Below are 17,845 nucleotides of genomic sequence, written 5' to 3'. Positions count from 1 at the left end.
GAAACGAGCTTTTTTTATTTTAATAACGGATATCAAATATTTGATGTTTGGCAAATAGAGGCTTATATTTAAAATTGTGCTAATGAAAGGGAGGTTTCATTAGGGAAAGGGGAAGAAATGCAGATTACTCTAGCTATTTTAGTATTTGTTTTAACGCTTTTTTTCGTGATTTGGCAGCCAAGAAATTTATCAATTGGATGGTCAGCATGCGGCGGAGCGTTAATTGCATTATTACTTGGTGTTGTCACCTTATCAGATGTTGTAACTGTTACAGGGATAGTATGGAATGCCACACTCGCTTTTATTGCTATTATTATTATTTCCCTAATTTTAGATGAAATTGGTTTTTTTGAGTGGGCGGCATTACATATGGCAAGGCTATCAAAAGGAAATGGATTATGGATGTTTATTCTAATTTCTGTTTTGGGAGCTTTGGTTGCAGCGCTATTTGCAAATGACGGAGCGGCACTGATTTTGACTCCGATTGTTTTAGCGATGGTCCGAGCACTGAATTTTGATGAGAAAAAAGTATTTCCGTTTATTATCGCAAGTGGATTTATTGCAGATACGACATCTTTACCTCTTGTGGTTAGTAATTTAGTCAATATAGTTTCGGCTGATTTTTTTGGAATTAGTTTTTCGCAATACGCACTTATCATGTGGATTCCCACTGTTTTTTCTTTAGTTGCTAGCATCATTATTTTATATATCTATTTCCGAAAAGCATTACCTAGAAAGTATGATGCGAGAGCAATTCGAGAACCGGTTTCAGCGCTTAAAGATAAAAAGATGTTTCGCATTTCGTGGGGAATCCTTCTCATTCTTGTGGTAGGCTATTTTTTGAGTAGTTTTTTAGAGATACCAGTGTCATTTATTGCCTTACTAGTTGCTTTTATTTTTTTATTTGTTGGAGCAAAAAGTCACTCAGTTTCAACAAAAGCCATTTTAAAAGGAGCGCCTTGGAATATTGTATTTTTCTCCATTGGTATGTATGTAGTTGTGTATGGTTTGCAAAATGTTGGAATAACCAAACTGTTATCAGAAGCTATTATTTATGTTGCGGATTTTGGCTTATTTGCTGGGACAATTGGAATGGGTTTTATAGCTGCGATACTATCATCTGTCATGAATAATTTGCCTACTGTTATGATAAATGCACTTGCAATCGATCATACTTCATTTACTGGGGTGATGAAAGAGGCATTGGTTTATGCTAATGTTATAGGCTCAGATTTAGGTCCTAAAATAACGCCGATTGGCTCGCTCGCTACTTTACTTTGGTTACATGTGTTAGCACAGAAAGGTATCAAGATAAGTTGGGGCTCTTACTTCAAAATTGGCATTGTAATTACTATTCCTGTTTTGTTCATTACGCTCGTAGGATTGTACTTATCACTACTTATTTGGAACTGAAAAACCCCCGTACACTTTTAATTAAGCGTACGGGGGTTTTGTTATGCCTTATAAAGCACATGAGGTTTTAGTGGATCGCCATTTACTAAAGCAGGATGTTCGAAATTAGCTACTTTTGTCAAATGGATTTTTTTCATAACTTGTTCGGAAGCTTTATTGCAGGTTGCGGTAAAGCTGTAAATTTCGTTGATAGCACTGATACCCTTAGCAAACGATAATGCACCTAATGCGGCTTCAGTAGCATATCCTTGGTTCCACGCACTACGCTTTAATCGCCAACCAATTTCGGTGCAAGGGGTAAATTCTGCTTTGAATGTCGCTTCATGAAACCCGGTAAATCCGATAAATTCACTAGTAGTTTTAACTTCGATGGCAAAAAGACCATATCCTAGGGAATTTAGTTCTTCTTGATTTCTATCAAGTAGTGCATTACTTTCTTTTTGAGTTAATGTGGCTGGGAAGAATTTCATTACTTTTTTATCTGCGTTCATTTGGCTAAAAGGAAGATAATCACTTACTAAATAATCTCTTGCGATAAGCCTTACTGTTTCAAAATAAATCATCTTAAAAACCACCTGTTTACCAAATAAAATTAGCGAATATCTCTATAAAGTCCGATTACTTTTCCAAGAATAGTAACGTTATTTAAAAGAATAGGTTCTAAAGCGTCGTTTTCGGGTTGTAGTCTGAAATGATTAGCTTCTTTATAGAAACGTTTGCATGTAGCTTCATTTTCATCCGTCATGGCTACGACGATTTCTCCATTGATTGCGGAACTTTGCTGTCTAACGATTACTTTATCGCCATCAAGAATTCCAGCATTTATCATGCTCTCACCGTCAATTTCTAACATGAATACATTCGTTTCGCCAGCTGCCATGTATTCTGGCAAGGGGAAATATTCATCGATGTTCTCAATTGCTGTGATAGGCATTCCGGCTGTTACCTTTCCTATGATAGGAATATTTACAACATTTGGTGTTTCTGCTTCGTCTTCTAAAGATAATATTTCAATCGCACGAGGCTTGGTTGGGTCACGTCTAATTAAGCCTTTACCTTCAAGGCGAGCAAGATGCCCATGAACTGTAGAGCTAGAAGCAAGTCCGACTGCTTCCCCAATTTCGCGTACAGAGGGTGGATAACCTTTTTCTTTTACTTCTGATTTAATAAATTCATATATATCTTGTTGGCGTTTAGATATTTTCATGGTTTCACCTCATTAAGTTAATGGTTATTTTATAAATCAAGTATAGCAAAAGAAAAACCAATATGCAAACAAAGGTTCGTTTTTTTATTGACATAAGCGAACGGTTGTTCTATAATATAGAAAAGCGAACATATATTCTTTTTTGGAGGGGTTTTTAATGACATTAAAATTAATTTGGGATAAATTTTATGTTTCTATTATATTTGTATTAACTTGTATAGTTTTAGGTATTATTTTAATGTGTACTGTTATTGGAAGTGGTAGTGAGTATTCAGAAGTGGATGTAAATGAAGGAGATTCCGTTTGGGCACTTGCTGACCAATATGCAGCGAAAAGCGACATGCCTAAAGCTGATTTTGTATCATGGGTCGAAAAAGAAAACAATCTAACCGATGGGCATGTGAAAGCTGGGGATTCCGTAGTTATACCAGTACACGAAACAAAGTTACAAAAAAGTGATAGCACTATTCAATTAGCAAACCAGTAGAAACGATTTTTATATCGTTTATGATATAATAAAGGAAGTAGTGATTATACTACTTCCTTATTTTATTATAATGCAGAAAAGGGTGAATTTTTTAATGCTAGAAAAAGCTAAAATAGATAGAATTAATGAGCTTTCTAAAAAGAAAAAAGCTGGAACACTAACAACCGAGGAAAAAAAGGAACAAGAAAAATTAAGAAAAGAATATATTAAATCATTTCGTACACATATGAAAGGTACAATTGAAAATACAACGATTATCGACCCTAAAGGAAATGATGTAACACCGCATAAAATAAAACAAATGAGAAAGAATAAGAAGTAATAGTTAGCACCAAATGAACATTTTCGCGCAAATGAACAAAAATACCAATCAATTAAGCAATTTAAAGCAATTATTAGTTGTATTAATTGCTCTTTAGGCTTATTATTAAAAGTAGTTAAAATTATATTGAAGAGAGAGGATGTTTCATTTGTTCGATAACACAGATAGTTTAGCAGTTAATACAATTCGTACATTATCAATGGATGCAATTCAAAAAGCAAATTCTGGTCACCCAGGTTTACCAATGGGAGCAGCGCCAATGGCCTATGCTCTTTGGTCTCGCGTATTAAACACAAACCCTAAAAATTCCCATTGGTTTAACCGGGATCGCTTTGTACTTTCTGCTGGACACGGCTCAATGCTTTTATATAGTTTATTACATTTAAGTGGTTTCAAATTAGAAATTGAAGACCTTAAAAATTTCCGTCAATGGGAAAGTAAAACTCCGGGTCATCCAGAATATCGTTATACTGACGGTGTAGATGCAACTACTGGTCCACTTGGTCAAGGTATTGCGATGGCTGTTGGTATGGCTATGGCAGAAAGACATTTAGAAGCAAAATATAATAAAGATGGTTTCCCAGTCGTGGATCACTATACTTATGCGCTATGCGGAGATGGAGATTTAATGGAAGGTGTTGCATCTGAGGCGGCTTCCTATGCAGGTCATCAACAACTTGGAAGACTAGTTGTTTTATATGATTCCAATGATATTTCTCTAGATGGTGATTTAGACAAATCATTCTCTGAAAATGTAAAACAACGCTTTGAAGCTTATGGCTGGGAGCACTTATTAGTTAAAGATGGTAATGATACAGCAGAAATTCTAGCTGCTATTGAAAAGGCAAAACAAAATACTTCACAACCTACAATGATTGAAGTGAAAACTGTTATTGGTTTTGGTGCTCCAAATGCAGGTACAAGTAAAGTTCACGGTGCTCCACTTGGTGATGAAGGTATTTTAGAAGCGAAAAAAGCATATGGCTGGAATTATGAAGAAAAATTCTTTGTTCCTGAAGAGGTTACTGCTCGCTTCAAAGAAACTATTGGCGAACGTGGCGAAAAAGCTGAAACTGCTTGGAATGAATTATTTGCTTCTTACAAAGCGAAGTACCCTGAGCTTGCTGAGCAATTAGAAGATAGCCTAAATAACAAGTTACCAGCTGATTGGGATGCGGATCTTCCAGTTTATGACGATTCTAAAGCACTTGCTAGTCGTGCTTCAAGCGGAGAAGTTATTAATGCATTAGCTGGAAAAATTCCTACTATTTTTGGTGGCTCGGCTGACCTTGCTGGTTCTAATAATACAACAATCAAAACAGACGGTGAATTCACTAAAAAAACTCCTGCAGAACGAAATATCTGGTTTGGAGTTCGTGAATTTGCAATGGGTGCAGCGTTAAATGGTATGGCTCTCCACGGCGGACTACAAGTATACGGAGGTACATTCTTTGTATTCTCTGACTATGTACGTGCTGCGATTCGTTTATCTGCCATTCAACATTTACCAGTAACTTACGTAATGACACATGATAGTATTGCAGTAGGGGAAGATGGCCCAACACATGAGCCGATTGAACAACTTGCAAGTTTACGCGCTATGCCGGGTCTTTCTGTCATCCGTCCTGCTGATGGGAATGAAGTAGTAGAAGCTTGGAAACTAGCGATTACTTCTACAGATACTCCACATGTACTTGTCCTTACACGTCAAGGATTACCTACGTTACCAAATTCTGCTAAGTTATCTGCAGAAGGTGTAAAAAAAGGTGCTTATGTTATTTCACCGGCTAAAGCTGATGTACCAGAGGCGATTATTCTAGCAAGTGGTTCGGAAGTTAACTTAGCTGTTGAAGCTCAAAAAGAACTTCAAGCTCAAGGAAAAGATGTATCTGTTGTCAGTGTGCCATCATTTGACCTATTTGAACAACAATCAGCTGAATACAAAGAAAGTGTCTTACCAAATGCTGTTAGAAAACGTGTAGCAGTCGAGATGGGTGCTAGCTTTGGATGGGAACGCTATGTTGGTTTAGATGGTAAAGTAATCGGAATTGACAAGTTTGGTGCTTCTGCTCCAGGCGAAACAGTTATTAAGAATTACGGCTTTACTGTTGAAAACGTAGTTAATACAGTAAAATCACTTTAATTAAACAATCAGGCCGTTGCTAGTTTTTCTAGAGCGGTCTGTTTTTTTATGCTTTTTTTAGATTGCGCCGTGGTACCATTAATGGTATAATTACGAGGTTGTTTGCAGCTTTTATTGATAAATTGATCTAGATGATAAGTTTTCTTGAAAAGTATTGTCTGTTTAATATAAATCAAGTACAATAAAAGAGGATTTTGTTTCAAGGAGGAGAAAAGAGACTATGTGGATTTACATTCTTGTCGGCATTATTTGTTTACTAGCTGGACTTGCGGGAGGATTCTTTATTGCAAGACGTTATATGATGAGCTATTTAAAAAACAATCCGCCAATTAACGAACAAATGTTACAAATGATGATGGCGCAAATGGGTCAAAAACCATCCCAAAAGAAAATCAATCAAATGATGAGCGCGATGAACAAACAGCAAGAAAAAGAAAAACCAAAAAAAGCAAAGAAATAATATTTTAACAAAGTAAAACCCTTCTATAAAACTAGAAGGGTTTTTTGATTACTTTTTAGTTGCTGAAATAATTAACATCATTGGGCGACGATATTCATCTTGCATTTCTGGTAAATTTTTAAGTTCTGGAGCTGGTTCTGGTTCGATAACACTTTTAAGATCAAAATTATTTTGAAGGAGCGTCTGGATATAAGTCGTAAGGGTGCGATGGTATTTTTTTACATCTTCACCAAGAAAATGAGTTGTTCGAATAGATTCGTTGAAATAGCGATCAACTGGCCAGTGTAACTTATTACCAGTTTCGTCAGTGTACCAATCTTGTCTGCCATCCGCAGTAAAAACTGGATGTTCGACAGAGAAAATAAACTCGCCACCTGTTTTTAAATTAGTATGGACTTTTTGACAAATGTCTTGAAAGGAACTGACGTAGTGAATAGCGAGTGAACTCATGATAACATCATATATTTCTGGTTCAATATCCATGTCTTCTATCGCTTTTTGTTGATAACTAACTGCACTTGAAGTAGTTTTTTGTTTTGCTTCAGTTAACATGCGCGCAGATAAATCAATTCCAACTACTTTCTTTGCGCCATGGTCGGCTGCATAAATACAGTGCCAACCAAAACCACAGCCTAAATCAAGCACTGTCTTTTGATTAAAGTCTGGGAGAAGTTTTTTAAATTCATGCCATTCCCCGGCAGCAGCAAGGCCGTTTTTAGAACGTGGCATTTGACTATATTGTTCAAAAAATTCTTTGTCATCGTATTTATTTTCTTTCATTTTTAATTCCTCTTTTCCTCAATTAATCAGAAGCTTTACTAAATTCTTTATCTAAGAAGAGGTGAGCAAGGCCACTCACTTGTTTTAAGCGTAAGATTTCATTTGCATCCATTCCGATATTTTTCATGATCCAACTATCTGACATGCCGCTCTCTGCTAATTCGCCAACGATAGAAGACATAAGTTCTACATTATGAAATCCTCGAGCACGATTGTGGCGAATAGTAGAAGCAATTCGATTTACGGTATCTTTTTCTAAAATCACTACAGGTAGTAATTCATTTTCTCTTTCGCGGATTCGTTTAGAAGATTTCATGATAGTATAACGATGAAATCCATCAATTATTTCATATTTACCAGAGTTTTCCAAGGGATAGCAAACAATTGGTTGTGTAAACCCATCTTCCCAAATAGATTTTTCAAGAAGTTTTAGTTCGGTTGCTGGAACGGTATTTGGATTATAATTATTTGCTTGAAGTTTAGTGTAGTGAATAGGAGTGACGTTGTATACTGGACTTTGATATTTCATTATATCACCTCATAAAATATTATTATATTTTTCTAATGCATGTTTTCTTTTCTCTAATTCAAGCTTAGTCTGACCAAAACCCATATATTTGCAGGTATAATCATTTTTTAAAATAGCGATACACATTCTTTTATATGTAGGTACGCTAGCAAATTCTTTAATCTTCAAATCATCTGGGTATTCTTTAAAACGAACGACTTCCATAGGGTTTGTATATGTACGTTTGTTTTGAGGTTTTCCTAGGAAGTCAGCTTGTACATTTAAATTTTTTAATTCTTGTACAGTCTCTACTTTTAAAGCGCCACCTTTTTCGGTCCAATAATTGATGCTTGTTTTAAATTTTTTTAAATAACGTTCTCTTGTGTAGCTTGGTAAAGTTGTAAGTAAAAATTCTAAATAAGATTTCCAAGTATGATTTGGTGGTAAATTAATTTCTTTCCAAGCCATCGCAGAAGTTCCGCCGTAAATAGCTGTGAAATTGGCTCCGTTTACGCGACCGACTAATTTAGACCAAAGTTGCAGGTTCAATTACACGGTATAACTTAAGACTTTCTGTTGCGGAATCATTAAAAGGGCTAGCGACTCGCATATCATTCAATGTTAATCCAGCATGGTAAAACAAATCATAAATTTTGTTGTATGACCAGTTGAATTTGGCATTAGCCGTCCAAATATCTTCTACTAGCCAATCATGAATCGGATAGGCATTATATATATTTTTAGAAATTTCAGTTGTCCAATTATAGTTTTTATACATGCGTTCTTTTTTATGAATTGCATTATAGCGATTAAGTGATTCTTGTTGTCGAATACCAATTAAAGCAATTGTTTTTTTAGCATTATTTTTAGTATGCAACCAGTGGATAATTTTTTTGTTGAATTCATAATCCCAAATTGTATGAAAATCAAAATCAAAAGGGGCATTGTCCTCATTTATGACAGCTGGATAATCAGGCATTTCTCTTACCCAAATAGCTTGTTTTGATTTTTCCCAAGGAATCCAGTGGTCGGTATACATCGAAACTGCTGATTGGGCGGCAATAGGGAGGCAACACCATAGCGGTTCAATAATGTCTAAGTTACTCGTTAACATCTCAGCTACAAAATCACTTGTGGCTGTGTATTGACCTTCATAGTCCATATGATATACGTAAATTTTCTTTTGAATATTATTTTTTCTTATATAATCAATCATTAAATGAAGCATCACAGCACTATCTTTACCACCAGAAAATGACACAATGATGTTATCGAATTCGGAAAAAATTACTTCCATTCTTTCTTGGGAAGCATCAAAGACTGTTTTAGAAAGCATCCATAATCACCTCAAAAGAATTTTTTTGTGAGAGTTCTTTTTTAAATTCTTGTAACAAACTCGTTTTCTTAGATATGTTTGAATCAATCAATGTGTCTAGACCAACATTGCCACTTAAATCATGGTAGTAACAGTCTTCAGTTTGACCGGTACGGTATATTCGACGCTCTGATTGATCACGCTGGGAATAATCGAATGTTTTGTCAAAATAAATAATTTGATTATAATATTGTAAATTAAGTCCGTAAGAAGATTTTGCAAAGGTTGTGATTTTAATATTAGGAAATGCTTTAATAAGAGCTTCTTCGGATCGCTTATATTTACAAAAAATGATGGTGGTAGTTTCTTTACCCGCAATTAAAGATTCTACGATAGTGAATTTTTCTGAGGAGAGACAGTAACAATGTTGCATCACTTGGGACATCTCCAAAAAGTTAATATTAATTGTATAAGCAGCTGCTTTTTGGAGGTAATCATCTTTTATTTCATAATATTTTTCCAAAAGTTCGTTGTCAATACTGAAATCGTGACGAATATAATGCCAATTGACTTTTAATTCTAGCGAAGAAGAGAATATAAACGGAGCAATTAATTGATATAAATAATCTAAATTATGATATTTCTTAATAATGTCCATCGATTGCTGCTTATCTTTCGTTATTTGGGTAATAGTTACATATTCGCAAAATGTTTTTTTGAACTGGGAAAAACTTAAGTTCAATATTTTAGGGGAGAGAAATTCTAGTTGCGACCATAAATCTAAAATATTTTTGCTGAATGGAGTCCCATTCATAATTAGTCGATAGTTGGCTAACCTGGAAAGTTTAATAGCTCTTTGTGTGCGGAGTGCATGTTTATTTTTAATTTTTAAACTTTCATCCATAATAATATAACTATTAGAAGCGTTTTTTAATTTTTCTCTGTATTTCAGATATAAGTAATCAGAGTTGGAGAGGGATTCAATACCGACAATATCTTGTGGGAAATCATAACCCCATTTTTGAATTTCTGCAGCAAGATTTTCTTTTGTTTGAAAAGGAGTAATCCATAAGATGTAATCTGGGTTTGCTTCCTTGATTAGCTCACAGGCTATACGTGTTTTACCTGTGCCGGGTTTCATAAATAAAGCGCCGACATTATAATGTTTAAGTTTCTGTATTGCTTGTATTTGGTTGTCTAATAAGGTCATTTGCAATTATCACATCTTTTTCAATTTTTTTAGGGATATGTGTACGAATTTTTACAATACTATCATTTACTTTCTTTGTTTGAAAATATTGCATTATTTCTTCACTTTCTTGTTTAAATAGAAGCATCATTGTGGCTGCATCTATGCTTCTTTTTTCTATATGTTTCTTTAATGTAAAAATCCATGTATCTGGAAAATAAAAATAATTATAATCAGACGAAACAGAAAACACCATTTTTCGCGGTAATAAGAAAAAATAACCCGCATATTCACTATAAGAGGGCATTTCTATAATTGTTTGTTTTCCCCATTCTTCAATGCTTTCGCTATATGTATAAATTTTGTTCCATTTAACCATTAAAATCTAAAGCTCCTATGTGTTTTGTCATTATCGCTCATTTTTTAGCTATTTGTATGTTTATTTTATCACAAAAAAACGGTGATACGCTACAAAACCATCCTAATTGTGAAAAAATAAGATTTTGAATATTTTTCAAAGTACAAAACAAGTAATTTAGCTATTAAAAAAATAGACGTTTTGTGAAATTTAAAATGTTTTTTCACTTTTTAGTAGAAAACACTTTTGTAATAGCTAGCTTTTTAGTAGAATAGATAATGGTGGATGGAAAAGTTTTCTATCTATGAATAGAATATGAAATTGGAGGCTATTATGGATACCCCAGATTATAAACGAGTTGTATTAAAATTAAGCGGTGAAGCACTTGCGGGAAATGATGGCTTTGGAATTAATCCGAGCGTGGTCAATTTAATTTCTGCTCAAATCAAAGAAGTAGTAGAATTAGGAGTAGAGGTAGCAATCGTTGTTGGTGGCGGAAATATCTGGCGCGGGAAGCTTGGAAGTGAAATGGGGATGGACCGTGCGGCAGCAGACCAAATGGGCATGCTTGCAACTATTATGAATTCCTTATCTTTGCAAGATTCTCTTGAAAATATTGGCGTTGCAACACGTGTACAGACATCCATTGATATGCGTCAAATTGCTGAGCCGTATATCCGTCGTAAAGCGATTCGTCATCTTGAAAAAGGGCGTGTAGTTATTTTTGCAGGAGGAACTGGTAATCCGTACTTTTCCACTGATACTGCAGCGGCACTTAGAGCAGCTGAAATTGAAGCGGATGTCATTTTAATGGCGAAAAACAATGTCGATGGCGTTTACAATGCCGATCCAAAAGTAGATGAAAATGCGAAAAAATATGAAGAATTATCTTATCTCGATGTTATTAAAGATGGTTTGGAAGTAATGGATACAACAGCGTCATCTTTAAGTATGGACAATGATATTCCATTAATCGTCTTCTCGTTTACTGAACAAGGTAATAATATCAAGCGAGTTATTTTAGGCGAAAAAATCGGGACTACTGTCAGGGGGAAAAAATAATGAGTAAAGAAGTATTAACTAAATCTAAAGAAAAAATGGAAAAAGCAGAACAAGCTTTAACAAGACAATTAGGTACTATCCGTGCAGGTCGAGCAAACGCATCTTTACTTGATCGTTTAACAGTTGATTACTACGGAGCAGCAACACCTGTAAATCAAATGGCGTCTATCAGCGTCCCAGAAGCTAGAATGTTGCTTATCACACCTTATGATAAAACTATTTTAGGTGAAATAGAAAAAGCAATATTAAAATCAGATTTAGGATTAACACCTAATAATGATGGTTCTGTTCTACGTTTATCAATTCCACAATTAACTGAAGAGCGTCGTAAAGAGTTAGTTAAAGAAGTGAAAAAAGAAGCAGAAGAAGCCAAAGTTGCGGTTCGTAACATTCGCCGTGAAGCAAATGAAGAACTGAAAAAATTAGAAAAAAATGGTGATATCACAGAAGATGATTTACGCTCTTACGGTGAAGATGTTCAAAAATTAACTGATGAAAGCATCAAAAACATTGATAACATCACGAAAGACAAAGAAGCGGAAATCTTAGAAGTTTAATTGGTACTTTTCAAATAGTAACAAATAGGGTTAATAGCTTTTAAGTTGAAGTGACATTCCTAATTCTTTCCGTATGTGTTGGGTTAGGAATGTTTTTTAATGGGCAATTCCATCTCTCTCATGAAAATCTCATCTTTTCACATGGAATTTTTAGTACATTAATTGATTCTTTTTTGTTATTATAGGTATAGACATGCTCTAAGAAGTGTATCAATTGGAGGATTTATGATGTTTAAAAAGCTATTTCGACAAGATGAAAATATTTTAAATAGTGAACTTGCAGAAGATTTGCCAATCCCTCGTCACGTCGCCATTATAATGGACGGAAACGGGAGATGGGCCAAAAAACGTTTCTTACCGAGGATTGCAGGGCATAAAGAAGGTATGGATGTTGTTAAACGAGTTACAAGGTATGCAAATGCGATAGGCATTGATGTGCTTACACTCTATGCTTTTTCAACTGAAAACTGGAAACGACCTACAGATGAAGTGGATTTTTTAATGAAGCTACCTGTAGAATTTTTTGACTCTTTTGTTCCAGAGTTGATAGAAGAAAACGTTCGTGTTAATGTGATGGGGTATAGAGAAAATTTGCCAGAACACACAATGCGTGCAGTAGAAAAAGCAATTGCTGATACAGCTCATTGTACTGGGCTTACCCTAAACTTTGCACTAAATTACGGTGGACGTTCTGAAATTATTTCCGCTGCAAAAGAAGCAATGAGAGAACTCGTATTAGAAGGTAAATCAGCTGAAGATTTAACAGAAGAATTATTAAATAATCATTTAATGAGTCATGGTCTTGGGGATCCTGATTTATTAATTCGTACTAGCGGAGAACTGAGATTAAGTAATTTTATGTTATGGCAGCTAGCTTATAGTGAATTTTATTTTACAGAAACACATTGGCCTGATTTCTCAAAGGAAGATTTTTTGCAGGCGATTATTGAATATCAAAATCGGTCGCGTCGTTTTGGAGGGCTCTAGGGAGGAAAAAAGATTGAAAACGAGAATTATTACTGCTGTTGTTGCGCTTATATTTTTCATTCCATTTGTTGTTTACGGGGGGATGCCATTTGAATTATTAAGTATTTTACTTGCAACTATTGCTTTATATGAAGTACTTGTCATGACAAAGCAACGTATTTTTTCAATGAATGGAATAATTACATTACTATTAATGTGGTTAGTTGTGGTCCCAGATAGATACTTGGATTTTTTAGATAAACTGCATATTACTGAAATGGAAGTTATTTTTATTTTAATGGCTCTTTTACTTGCTAATACGGTATTTTCTCGCAATAAATTCCATTTTGATCAAGTCGGAATCTGTATGGTTGCTGCTTTTTATACTGGATTTGGGTTCCATTACTTAGCGCTAACTCGGGAAGCTGGATTAATGTATGTACTTTTTGCATTATTTATTGTGTGGTCAACCGATACGGGGGCTTATTTTATTGGGAAAGCAATTGGTAAGCATAAATTAGCGCCAAATGTTAGTCCTAATAAAACGATAGAAGGTTTTATCGGTGGGATAGTTTGTGCACTTGTTATTGCTGGAGGTTTTTATTATTTTGCTGATTTACCAGGTAACATAATCCTTGTTTTAGCGCTTCTAGTGTTTTTATCTATTTTTGGTCAACTGGGAGATTTAGTAGAGTCAGCGTTGAAACGATTTTACGGCGTGAAAGATTCTGGAAAAATCCTACCTGGACATGGTGGTATTTTAGACAGATTTGATAGTTTGTTATTCGTATTACCTCTGCTACATATACTTCAAATTATTTAATTGGAGATGGGATAATGAAAAATATTATTTTACTTGGTGCAACTGGCTCTATTGGGACGCAAACACTCACAATTATTCGAGAAAATCCAGAAGAATTTCGACTTGTTGCTTTTAGTTTTGGACGTAATATTGAACGAGGACGGGCAATTATTCAAGAATTTAAACCAAAAATGGTAGCTGTTTGGCATACGAGAGACCGTGTGACACTAGAGGCTGAATTTCCTGATGTGAAGTTTTTTAATGGTTTAGACGGACTTAGAGAAGTAGCAACATACTTAGATGGGGACGTTCTATTAAATGCTGTTATGGGCAGTGTAGGGTTATTACCGACTCTAGATGCTATTGAAGCTGGTAAGGCGATTGCTATAGCCAACAAAGAGACACTTGTTACAGCTGGACATTTAGTTATAGAGGCTGCTAAAGAAAAAAATATCTCCTTATTACCTGTGGATAGTGAACATTCTGCTATTTTACAAGCATTAAACGGTGAAAATCGAGAAAAAATTAAGAAAATTATTCTAACTGCGAGTGGCGGAAGTTTCCGAGATAAAACACGGGAACAACTTAGGGAAGTTAGCGTAAAAGAAGCTTTAAAACATCCTAATTGGAACATGGGAAATAAATTAACAATTGATTCAGCTACGATGTTTAATAAAGGGTTAGAAGTAATGGAAGCGCACTGGCTCTTTGATGTGGATTATGATGATATTGAAGTAGTTATTCAGCGTGAAAGTATTGTTCATTCTATGGTTCAATTTGTAGATGGAAGTTTTATTGCGCAACTTGGCACACCGGATATGAGGATGCCTATTCAATACGCATTAACATATCCTAATAGGCTTTCTATTCCATACGAAAAAGAATTCCGGATTACTGATTTTTCAGCGCTTCATTTTGAAGAAGTGAATTATGAAAGGTTTCCGGCATTGAAACTCGCGTATAATGCTGGTAAAATAGGTGGAACAATGCCGACAGTTTTGAATGCGGCAAATGAAATTGCTGTCGCTGGCTTTTTAAATGGACAAGTCGCTTTTTATAATATCGAAGCACTTGTTGAAAATGCAATGAATCGTCATACAAGTATTTCTAATCCTGACTTGGATACTATTTTACAAGTTGATCAAGAAACACGTGCGTATGTAAAGACACTTTTATAGAGGTGAAGCTATTTTGACAACTATTATTGCTTTTATTTTCGTTTTCGGACTGATTGTATTTTTCCATGAGCTAGGTCACTTCTTGTTTGCAAAACGAGCTGGCATTATGGTCAAAGATTTTTCGATTGGCTTCGGACCGAAAATTTTTGCTTACCGAAAAAAAGAAACACAGTATACCATTCGCTTATTACCTATTGGTGGATATGTTAGAATGGCTGGAGAAGACGGGGAAGAAATTGAGCTGAAACCTGGTTACCGAGTTGGGCTTGAGTTAACTCCGGAAGAAACTGTTAGCAAAATTATTGTTAATGGTAAGGACCAATATGTCAATGCACAACCAATTGAAGTTTCTCTCTGTGATTTAGAGAAGGAACTTTTTATCGAAGGTTATGAAGACTATGATGACACGAAGAAAGTTCGGTATCAAGTAGAACGAAATGCACTTGTTATTGATGGTAAAATCGAAACAATGATTACGCCATATGACCGTTCTTTTAATGCGAAATCTTTAGGAAACAGAGCAATGACTATTTTTGCAGGCCCATTGTTTAACTTTATTTTAGCCATCTTAATTTTTACTGCACTTGCTTTTATTCAGGGCGGGGTTCCGAGTACCGATAATACACTTGGTAATGTTATGCCGGATGGGGCCGCTGCAGAAGCTGGTCTTAAAAAAGGAGACGAGGTTCTTTCTATTAATGGTAAAGAAACAAAGTCTTGGACAGATATTGTTCAAAGTGTTTCTGAAAATCCTGGGAAAACACTCGATTTCAAAATTGATCGCGATGGAAAAACACAAGATATTGATGTGAAACCGGCGACGCAAAAAGAAAATGGTAAAGATGTTGGGAAAATCGGAGTAGAAACACCGATGGACACTTCATTTACTGCTAAAATAACTAATGGCTTTACACAAACATGGAGTTGGATTGTTCAAATATTTACGATTCTTGGTAACATGTTTACTGGTGGATTTTCACTAGACATGCTGAATGGCCCAGTTGGTATTTATACGAGTACACAACAAGTCGTGCAATATGGCTTTATGACAGTATTAAACTGGACTGCTGTTTTAAGTATTAACCTAGGAATTGTTAACTTATTACCGCTTCCAGCACTTGATGGAGGACGTTTGATGTTCTTCTTATATGAACTCGTCCGCGGGAAACCAATCGATCCTAAAAAAGAAGGTATTATCCATTTTGCTGGATTTGCACTTTTGATGGTTCTCATGATACTTGTGACATGGAACGATATACAACGAGCATTTTTCTAAAAAGAGAAAGACTAATAAAGGGAAAAAGGGGTGTTTTAAATGCGTCAAACGATGACATTTATACCAACATTAAAAGAAGTTCCAGCTGATGCGGAAGTAAAGAGTCACCAATTACTTCTTCGCGCTGGTTTTATTAGACAAGTGGCGAGTGGGATTTACAGTTATTTACCACTTGCAACATTAACATTAAGAAAAATTGAAGCAATTGTCCGCGAAGAATTAGAAGCAATTGGCGCTGCAGAAATGCTTATGTCTGCGCTTCAACCTGCGGAACTATGGCATGAATCTGGTCGGTGGGCTGATTATGGTCCAGAACTAATGCGTCTAAAAGATCGTGCCGCTCGTGATTTTGTGCTTGGACCAACCCATGAAGAATTGATTACGTCACTTTTACGAGATGAAATTAAATCTTATAAACGTTTACCAATTACGTTATATCAAATCCAAACAAAATTCCGTGATGAAAAACGTCCTCGCTTTGGTCTATTACGCGGACGAGAATTTATTATGAAAGATGCGTATTCATTTCATGCGACAAGTGAAAGCTTAGATGAAACATTTGAGCTAATGCACCAAGCTTATTCTAATATCTTTAGTCGTTGCGGCCTTGAATTCCGTTCTGTTATTGCAGATTCTGGTTCAATTGGCGGAAATGAATCCAAAGAATTTATGGCATTATCTGATATTGGGGAAGATACCATTGCTTATAGCGATGCTTCTGATTATGCTGCAAATACAGAGATGGCACCAGTTTTATATATGGAGAAAAAATCGCATGAACTTGAGAAAGAACTTGAAAAAGTAGCAACAGAAAATCAAAAAACTATTGCTGATATTGTTGGATTTTTAGAAGTTCCTATTGAGAAAACAATGAAATCAATGCTTTATCAAGTAGATGATGAAGTGATTATGGTCTTAGTTCGTGGTGACCATGAAATAAATGATATTAAAATTAAAAATGCTTTAGATGCAACAAATGTCGAGTTAGTAGATCCAAATGTTGCAGTGGAATTACTAGGTGCTAATTTTGGCTCCTTAGGGCCGATTGGTGTTCCTGAAAAAATTCGCGTCTTTGCTGATAATGCAGTAAAAGATATTGTTAATGCTGTAGCTGGAGCAAATGAAGATGGGTATCATTATATTAATGTTAATCCAAATCGTGATTTTGAAGTTACTAGTTATTTTGACTTGCGTATGATTCAAGCAGGCGATTTGTCTCCTGATGGTCAAGGGGTTATCAAGTTTGCAGAAGGTATTGAAGTTGGTCATATTTTCAAACTTGGTACTAAATATAGTGAAGCTATGAATGCAACTATATTAGATGAAAACGGTCGTGCACAACCAATTATTATGGGGTGCTATGGTATTGGTTTATCTCGAATTTTATCTGCCATTGCGGAACAATCGAATGATGAAAATGGTCTTGTATGGGATAAGCAAATTAGCCCATTTGATTTACACTTAATTCCTGTTAATATGAAGAGTGAAGAGCAAGTTGCATTTGCAGAATCGTTATATAAATCACTACAAGATGCTGGATTTAGCGTATTAATAGATGACCGTGCTGAACGCGCTGGCGTTAAGTTTGCGGATGCTGATTTAATCGGTCTACCTATTCGTATTACTGTTGGTAAAAAAGCAGCAGAAGGTATTGTGGAAGTGAAAATTAGAAAAACGGGCGAAATGATCGAAGTTCGTCAAGATGAGCTACTAAATACGCTACCAATTCTTTTTGGAGATAAATAATTACGGATAAAGTTGTGCCAGATGAAACTCCACTCGTTCCTTTTAAAAACGGGTCATGAGGGACATCTGGCTTTTA

18 protein-coding genes and 1 pseudogene are annotated in these 17,845 nt (G+C 35.3%); 12 read left to right on the top strand and 7 right to left on the bottom strand.

Annotated features, from left to right (window positions below; genetic code table 11):
• The first annotated feature begins 117 nt into the window (after positions 1-117).
• Positions 118-1,413 (top strand): arsenic transporter, encoded by a 1,296-nt coding sequence (locus tag HCB45_RS07920; RefSeq protein WP_185318645.1) that lies wholly within the window; start codon positions 118-120, stop codon positions 1,411-1,413.
• Positions 1,414-1,454: 41 nt separating this feature from the next.
• Here the strand turns inward: HCB45_RS07920 and HCB45_RS07915 are convergent, their stop codons facing one another.
• Positions 1,455-1,976, bottom strand: a complete 522-nt coding sequence (locus HCB45_RS07915) for a GNAT family N-acetyltransferase (protein ID WP_185318646.1) — start codon at positions 1,974-1,976, stop codon at positions 1,455-1,457.
• A 29-nt stretch (positions 1,977-2,005) separates the two neighbouring features.
• Positions 2,006-2,620 carry a transcriptional repressor LexA gene (gene lexA, locus HCB45_RS07910; protein WP_003723438.1) on the bottom strand — a complete coding sequence of 205 codons (615 nt, stop codon included), beginning with the start codon at positions 2,618-2,620 and terminating at the stop codon, positions 2,006-2,008.
• 157 nt (positions 2,621-2,777) lie between these two features.
• Here lexA and yneA point away from each other — a divergent pair, with 157 nt between their 5' ends.
• The 4 genes from yneA to HCB45_RS07890 all read left to right on the top strand — a co-directional run bounded on the left by yneA (position 2,778) and on the right by HCB45_RS07890 (position 6,032).
• Positions 2,778-3,107 (top strand): cell division suppressor protein YneA, encoded by a 330-nt coding sequence (gene yneA, locus HCB45_RS07905; protein WP_185318647.1) that lies wholly within the window; start codon positions 2,778-2,780, stop codon positions 3,105-3,107.
• A gap of 94 nt (positions 3,108-3,201) precedes the next feature.
• On the top strand, positions 3,202-3,429 hold the full coding sequence (locus tag HCB45_RS07900) for a DUF896 domain-containing protein (protein ID WP_185318648.1): 228 nt from the start codon (positions 3,202-3,204) through the stop codon (positions 3,427-3,429).
• A gap of 148 nt (positions 3,430-3,577) precedes the next feature.
• Entirely contained in the window at positions 3,578-5,572 is a 1,995-nt protein-coding gene (tkt, locus tag HCB45_RS07895; protein ID WP_185607810.1) for a transketolase, read from the top strand.
• A gap of 220 nt (positions 5,573-5,792) precedes the next feature.
• The gene (locus HCB45_RS07890; protein ID WP_003723442.1) at positions 5,793-6,032 is read left to right on the top strand and encodes a YneF family protein; all 240 of its coding nucleotides are present in this window, start codon (positions 5,793-5,795) and stop codon (positions 6,030-6,032) included.
• A gap of 48 nt (positions 6,033-6,080) precedes the next feature.
• Here HCB45_RS07890 and HCB45_RS07885 read toward each other — a convergent pair whose 3' ends face one another.
• The 5 genes and pseudogenes from HCB45_RS07885 to HCB45_RS07865 form a co-directional block, all read right to left on the bottom strand.
• Positions 6,081-6,812: a class I SAM-dependent methyltransferase gene (locus HCB45_RS07885; protein ID WP_185318649.1), complete on the bottom strand. Its 732-nt coding sequence runs from the start codon at positions 6,810-6,812 to the stop codon at positions 6,081-6,083.
• 22 nt (positions 6,813-6,834) lie between these two features.
• Entirely contained in the window at positions 6,835-7,341 is a 507-nt protein-coding gene (locus HCB45_RS07880) for an IbrB-like domain-containing protein (protein ID WP_185318650.1), read from the bottom strand.
• A 9-nt stretch (positions 7,342-7,350) separates the two neighbouring features.
• A pseudogene (locus HCB45_RS07875) lies at positions 7,351-8,656 on the bottom strand (phosphoadenosine phosphosulfate reductase).
• Positions 8,646-9,851, bottom strand: a complete 1,206-nt coding sequence (locus HCB45_RS07870; RefSeq protein WP_185619493.1) for an SNF2-related protein — start codon at positions 9,849-9,851, stop codon at positions 8,646-8,648. Before HCB45_RS07870 ends, HCB45_RS07875 begins: the two are co-directional and overlap by 11 nt.
• Positions 9,802-10,203, bottom strand: a complete 402-nt coding sequence (locus HCB45_RS07865) for a hypothetical protein (protein ID WP_185318653.1) — start codon at positions 10,201-10,203, stop codon at positions 9,802-9,804. Before HCB45_RS07865 ends, HCB45_RS07870 begins: the two co-directional genes overlap by 50 nt.
• Positions 10,204-10,515: 312 nt before the next feature.
• Between HCB45_RS07865 and pyrH the strand changes: the two genes are divergently transcribed.
• The 7 genes from pyrH (at position 10,516) to HCB45_RS07830 (ending at position 17,769) form a co-directional block, all read left to right on the top strand.
• Entirely contained in the window at positions 10,516-11,244 is a 729-nt protein-coding gene (gene pyrH, locus HCB45_RS07860) for a UMP kinase (RefSeq protein ID WP_185318654.1), read from the top strand.
• Entirely contained in the window at positions 11,244-11,801 is a 558-nt protein-coding gene (gene frr, locus HCB45_RS07855) for a ribosome recycling factor (RefSeq protein WP_185318655.1), read from the top strand. The genes pyrH and frr overlap by 1 nt, the downstream gene beginning before the upstream one ends.
• Before the next feature lie 228 nt (positions 11,802-12,029).
• The gene (gene uppS, locus HCB45_RS07850; protein ID WP_185318656.1) at positions 12,030-12,788 is read left to right on the top strand and encodes an undecaprenyl pyrophosphate synthase; all 759 of its coding nucleotides are present in this window, start codon (positions 12,030-12,032) and stop codon (positions 12,786-12,788) included.
• A 13-nt stretch (positions 12,789-12,801) separates the two neighbouring features.
• Positions 12,802-13,590 carry a phosphatidate cytidylyltransferase gene (locus HCB45_RS07845; RefSeq protein ID WP_185318657.1) on the top strand — a complete coding sequence of 263 codons (789 nt, stop codon included), beginning with the start codon at positions 12,802-12,804 and terminating at the stop codon, positions 13,588-13,590.
• 14 nt (positions 13,591-13,604) lie between these two features.
• Entirely contained in the window at positions 13,605-14,747 is a 1,143-nt protein-coding gene (locus HCB45_RS07840; protein ID WP_185318658.1) for a 1-deoxy-D-xylulose-5-phosphate reductoisomerase, read from the top strand.
• Between the two features lie 13 nt (positions 14,748-14,760).
• Positions 14,761-16,023: an RIP metalloprotease RseP gene (rseP, locus tag HCB45_RS07835; protein WP_185607734.1), complete on the top strand. Its 1,263-nt coding sequence runs from the start codon at positions 14,761-14,763 to the stop codon at positions 16,021-16,023.
• 39 nt (positions 16,024-16,062) lie between these two features.
• The gene (locus HCB45_RS07830) at positions 16,063-17,769 is read left to right on the top strand and encodes a proline--tRNA ligase (protein WP_185619491.1); all 1,707 of its coding nucleotides are present in this window, start codon (positions 16,063-16,065) and stop codon (positions 17,767-17,769) included.
• Positions 17,770-17,845: the final 76 nt, after the last annotated feature.

Origin of the sequence: Listeria farberi (assembly GCF_014229245.1) — a bacterium.
Classification (GTDB): Bacteria; Bacillota; Bacilli; order Lactobacillales; family Listeriaceae; genus Listeria; species Listeria farberi.
This window is presented reverse-complemented; position numbering and strand designations above follow the sequence as displayed.